The sequence below is a fragment of the Bacillus sp. MYb209 genome, from assembly GCF_002975175.1.
In the GTDB taxonomy this organism is placed as follows: Bacteria; Bacillota; Bacilli; order Bacillales; family Bacillaceae_G; genus Bacillus_A.
Map to the genome: position 1 here is coordinate 1 of NZ_PCNZ01000081.1, position 5515 is coordinate 5515.

Genomic DNA, 5515 nt, shown 5'->3' on the forward strand with positions numbered 1-5515 from the left:
TCGTCTTCTTCGTCTTCTTCGTCTTCTTCGTCTTCTTCGTCTTCTTCGTCTTCTTTTTCGTCTTCTTCGTCTTCTTCTTCTGTAAAGATAACTTCTGTTTCATCAAGATATTGAATTTCAACCTCTACACCATTATGTGTGCCAGATTGAATCATTTCAGCTAGAGATTTTAGAACTTCCTGTATATCCTCATCCGAATTAACACTAAAGCCATTCTCAACATCTAGTTTTATTTTTGCTCTTTTCACATCGGCCATTTACCTAACTCCTTCGATATAGATTTATATATACTATGTTGAAAGAATATGAAAAGATTAATATATTTGCGGAATTTTCATTATTCGTTTTCCTTAGCGTTCTTTACTAATTTCGCTAGCCATGGACTTTTTAATGATTGATCGTGAGGAATAATTTTGACTTTTACTTTCGGCTTTTCTATTTCAGTTAAAATGACCTCATTTTGTCCCTGGTTTCGCTCTTCTAGCTTTATTACATTTTGAATCCCTTCATCATTTATTTCATCAATTTTTGTAGTTTTTGGCGGGGTTTTCTTTTCTAGCACTATCAATCCATTTTTGGGTAACTCTACTGCTAGCCATGGACTTTTTAATGGTTGATCGTGAGGAATAATTTTGACTTTTACTTTCGGCTTTTCTATTTCAGTTAAAATGACCTCATTTTGTCCCTGGTTTCGCTCTTCTAGCTTTATTACATTTTGAATCCCTTCATCATTTATTTCATCAATTTTTGTAGTTTTTGGCGGGGTTTTCTTTTCTAGCACTATCAATCCATTTTTGGGTAACTCTACTGCTAGCCATGGACTTTTTAATGGTTGATCGTGAGGAATAATTTTGACTTTTACTTTCGGCTTTTCTATTTCAGTTAAAATGACCTCATTTTGTTCCTGGTTTCGCTCTTCTAGCTCTATTACATTTTGAATCCCATCATCATTTATTTCATCAATTTTTGTAGTTTTTGGCGGGATTTTCTTTTCTAGCTCTATCAATCCATTTTTGGGTAACTCTACTAATTCTATTTCTTTAATAATCACTAAATTCTCTAGTACAGAAGATTCATTTAGTACAATATTTTTTTGTTGCTCATACTCGGACAATGCCCATCCCATTGGTCCTGGTGGAGAAAACACAAATTTCTCTAAATCTAAAATAGGAATCACTATCTCTTCCAGTTCCGGCTTCATTTTATTTCCCCCCACTATTGCTCTTGATTTCATGGTAAATATCAGAAAAATTTTGTAAAAATTCTTCCTTAGAATCTTCAAGTGCAATGATATTTTGCAATGCCCAAATATACTTTTCATCAGACCAAGAACGCTTTTGTCCTAAATAGTATTTATGTGCAATTGAACAGAATAAGTGAGGAAACGATAAATCGGTCCAAAGAACACGAAATTGTTTTTCTGATAAGGAATTTTCCGAGTTATAGGCACTTAACATATGAATGGCTAAATTAGTATCCCAAACTGACATTTTTTTCATTACTTTATTTAAAATAATACGTAGGTCTCTCACGGGTAAATCACTTGTAATAGAATGTAGCTCTTTCATAAACATAGAATCATCTATTTCTGCAAATCTTGCCAAAGTAAAATCCTGCTGACAAAAACTTTTAGATGCAATAACTTCTTTTGTCCATTGGTTATAATATGGATCATTTATTTCTTGTAATGCTTTCTTACCACGTGCTAACATTTTATCGGCGTACTCTAAAAACATAGTTGAAAACAAATCATTTGGAAAAGAGAGTGCAATCCTTTTGTTTCCTTCTAATTCTTGTAATTTCCATCGGTATAATTTATGACATTTTCCTAATCGACTTCGTAGTTTACTTTCCTGCATCGGAATATACCCTTCCGATGCTTGATGAAATTTCCCTGCATATATTAGTACCTTCTCTAATTGTTCTTTATTATAATAAATAACTTCTTTCCCTTGATGTTTATCATATAGTACATACGCATACTCATCAGATCCAATACAAAATCCCCCTCTTTTTGTTTGGTGAATTTTTGTAATCGGTAATCCATTTTGAAGGAGATGTAAATGGGCTCCAGCAATAAATAGCATTCTTTTTGGTTGCATATGTGCTTGTTTTAATATTTTTAATCCTTCTTCTGTTTCAACTTCCCAAATCGTTCTCCCACTTCTGCTTGACTGGAGAATGATATTACTTACTTCAAATGGATAAAAGCTAAGTACCTTTTTTAAATGTTCGCTCTCTAATCCAGTTGTTTCTTCCAATTTTCATCAGCCCCCTCTTAAATTCTATAAAATTTCCCCATACACTTTCATTAGATCCATGGCAACTCGGTTCCAACTAAATTCTTTTTCAACTTTCGCACGTCCATATTTCCCCATCTGTTTTCTTTTATTTTCGCTATTCAATAGATTAATTATTTTTTCTGCATATGCATCAGGATTCTCGAAATCATTGACAATATATCCATTTTTTCCTTCTTCAATTACCTCAGGGTTACCACCTCGGTTACTTGTAATAATTGGTAATCCCGCTGCCATTGCTTCGTAATGCACCCTAGCCAGAGGCTCTTGCCACTGTGAAGAACAAACAAAAATATCTGACATAGCGTAAAGTGTTGAAATATCCTTCGGCTTAACAAATTTAATAAAGACTACATGTTCTGGAAACATTGCGCCTAAGGTATATAAATGTTTTACATAATTATTTACATTGTCATCTCCAAACCATTTTGAACCAATAAAAACCATTACAATGTCTGAATTTTCCTCAATGATTTTAGGAAGAGCTTGTAGCAAAACATGAGGACCTTTTACTTTGCTCAAGCGTCCAACAAACAAAACCACTTTTTTATTTTGTAAATTTAACTGTTTTTGTACATGATTTTTAACTTTTGTACCATTCACGGTCCATGAAGGATAATATTCATTTACATCTACACCAGAATATACTGTTTTTGTCTTAGGTTTTGCAGTTTGAAAGCGTGAGGTTATTGTTTTTCCTATATAATCACTAACTGTTACAATTTTGGAAACAGCTGTAATACATGCTTCGCCCTCTTTATCACTTATCTTTTCATATGCAAACATTTCATTATGCACACTTAACACAAATTTGGTCTGTGGTGCCGCCTCACGTAAAATCGTAATCCAATTGGGACGATTACATAAATGAACCACATCATACTTTTCCTGTTTCAAATGTTTAATAATATAAGGCAGATATTCCTCTTCTGGAAAACGTATATACCTTACACCACCATTTTTTTCTTCTGGTTTTAAATTAGGATCTGTTATAGAAATAACTGTCACATTTTTTCCATTTGAAGCAATAATGGAAGCAACAGAATCTATATAAATTTGAATAGCTCCACCTCGTACAGCTGGTACGGGTAGCTTTTCAGTGGATATTATCGCAATTTTCATTAAATCGCCTCCCTGTTTCATAAAATACAACTTTCTTCATATGTTACGAAGAAACCCTTATGTTTGTGAGTTATCAAGCATTTTTTCATCTTTTATAATTAAATTTGGTAAATAGTACTTTTTCTTCTTAAAGGCAAATGGCTAGAGCAAAAATGGTCATGTACCATACAGTAATAAGAGAGTATAAAAGGATGGTGGTATATGTGGAGAATCATAATGAAGAAGCGGTGTATACATTATCGCCCGAAGAGGAGCAAAAATTAGTAGCATTGGCAGAGACAATGATTCAACATTGGGATATTCAAGCGACTACAATCGAATTAATACAAGGTGGACAACTGGCCTTAGTATGGAAAATTCATACTACAGATGGACCATTTTGCTTAAAGAGAATTCATCGCCCTGAAAAAAAGGCTTTATTTTCCATTCATGCTCAAGATTATCTTGCCAAAAAAGGTATGCGTGTTCCAAGCATAATTCCAAGCAGAATGAATCAGTTATATACAAAACACGGTCCATTTTTATTTGTTGTTTATGATTGGATTGAGGGAAGACCGTTTGAGCTTACAATGCAAGAAGATCTTGAAATGATTATGAAAGGGTTAGCAGATTTTCATGTAGCTTCTATTGGCTATAAACCACCACCAGGCATACCGATCTTTACAAAACTGGGACGTTGGCCCAATCATTACATTAAAAGATTTCAGCAGATGGAGATTTGGAAAAATTTATCCGCAACTATGCCGGATGACCCATTTTCACAATTGTACTTGGCTGAAATTGATGCTTTCATTTTAGAAGCAAAACAAACGCACCAAAGACTATTGGAATCTGAATATACAAAATGGACTGATGAATTACAAACATTCCCCAATTTATGTCATCAAGATTATGGAACAGGAAATTCCTTATTAGATCCAAGTAATCAAATTTGGGTAATTGATTTAGATACAGTTTCTTACGATCTTCCTATTCGAGACTTGCGTAAAATGATTATTCCTCTACTAGATACAACTGGTGTTTGGAATGAAAATCAATTTCAAGTTATGATTAACGCATATGAGTCAGTTTCTCCTTTAACAGCAGAGCAGAAGAAAATTATGTTTATAGATATGTTATTTCCATACGAATTATATGATGTGATTCGCGAAAAATACGTCAGAAAATCGCCATTACTTGCTGACGAACTTGCTGAAGCTATGGAATATGAAAGGATAAAGTCAAAAGCTTTAAATATATTAATAGAGGAATTTTAATACACAATACAAACAGTTCTGGGGCAAAGATTATTGTTATCTTTTTCCGACAGAAGACTCCCTCCTCAAAAATGTGAAGGTGTGGAACACCAATTTTAGGTGGGAGATGAATGTCGGTAGGCGTAAGCCTACGTTTTTTCGTTTTTACTAGAATCAAGAATAAGAATCCTTAATTACGAGAACCATTGGTTACAGTTGTTTTGTATTTAATCGTTTTCTTGCTATGTGGAATCATACTTATAGAGAAGCGGGGAAAGGGTTAACGTATCATTTTTTCTCTGACGAGCTTACTCAATTAAAAAAGAAAATGGTATGGGAAGCAAGATGTATTTATATCAAAAACATTTATTTCTAGTCAGCTATGTCCGAATTGTATTTACCAAAATAAAGACGTTAAAAATCTTAATCTTAGTGAGTGGGACTGCCCTTCTTGTAGTACATATCACGATAGAGATGTTAACGCAGGACCAAATCTTAGAAACGAATGTCGCTTTTAAATAAAGTCACGGTGTTTATAAAAAAGACACGATCTTTTGAAAAAAGTTGCGATGTTTTTCCCCTTTGGATCTGTTTATCTAAAGGGGTGTTTTTATAGTGAAAAGAAGATTTGAACTGAAAGGTAAATTAAGGAACTGTTGAGTAGCAATAAAGTTACTCTACTAAAGGGCCATATTGTTGAGTAAGACTTATTGAAAAATAACAGTTTATTTTAAGAAAGTAGATCGATAATATAGTAAATAATACTCCCCTTGCCCCTGTACTATGGTACAGGGTTTTTACTTGGTTCTGGTGCAAAAACTATAAGATTTATGTAACTAATCTCTGAAACTTAGACAT

Annotated in this window: 4 protein-coding genes and 3 pseudogenes; 3 read left to right on the forward strand and 4 right to left on the reverse strand. The window is 33.5% G+C overall.

Annotation, left to right across the window (positions count from 1 at the left end):
- From CQZ94_RS31465 to CQZ94_RS30025, 4 genes and pseudogenes are all read right to left on the reverse strand, one after another.
- Nucleotides 1-257, reverse strand: a pseudogene (locus CQZ94_RS31465) (ATPase); the annotation flags it as partial.
- 314 nt (nucleotides 258-571) lie between these two features.
- Nucleotides 572-1201: pseudogene (locus CQZ94_RS32165) on the reverse strand (hypothetical protein); the annotation flags it as partial.
- A 1-nt stretch (nucleotide 1202) separates the two neighbouring features.
- Nucleotides 1203-2261 (reverse strand): spore coat putative kinase CotS, encoded by a 1059-nt coding sequence (cotS, locus tag CQZ94_RS30020; protein ID WP_105588348.1) that lies wholly within the window; start codon nucleotides 2259-2261, stop codon nucleotides 1203-1205.
- A gap of 24 nt (nucleotides 2262-2285) precedes the next feature.
- Nucleotides 2286-3422 carry a glycosyltransferase family 4 protein gene (locus tag CQZ94_RS30025; protein WP_105588349.1) on the reverse strand — a complete coding sequence of 379 codons (1137 nt, stop codon included), beginning with the start codon at nucleotides 3420-3422 and terminating at the stop codon, nucleotides 2286-2288.
- Nucleotides 3423-3574: 152 nt separating this feature from the next.
- On the opposite strand from CQZ94_RS30025, the gene CQZ94_RS30030 reads away from it, so the two are divergent.
- From CQZ94_RS30030 to CQZ94_RS30040, 3 genes and pseudogenes are all read left to right on the forward strand, one after another.
- A complete protein-coding gene (locus CQZ94_RS30030) occupies nucleotides 3575-4678 on the forward strand; it encodes a spore coat kinase CotI (protein WP_105588350.1) in 1104 nt (367 codons plus the stop codon).
- Between the two features lie 172 nt (nucleotides 4679-4850).
- Entirely contained in the window at nucleotides 4851-5033 is a 183-nt protein-coding gene (locus tag CQZ94_RS32525) for a hypothetical protein (RefSeq protein ID WP_142395972.1), read from the forward strand.
- A pseudogene (locus tag CQZ94_RS30040) lies at nucleotides 4978-5175 on the forward strand (zinc ribbon domain-containing protein); the annotation flags it as partial. The gene CQZ94_RS32525 and the pseudogene CQZ94_RS30040, both read left to right, overlap by 56 nt.
- Nucleotides 5176-5515: the final 340 nt, after the last annotated feature.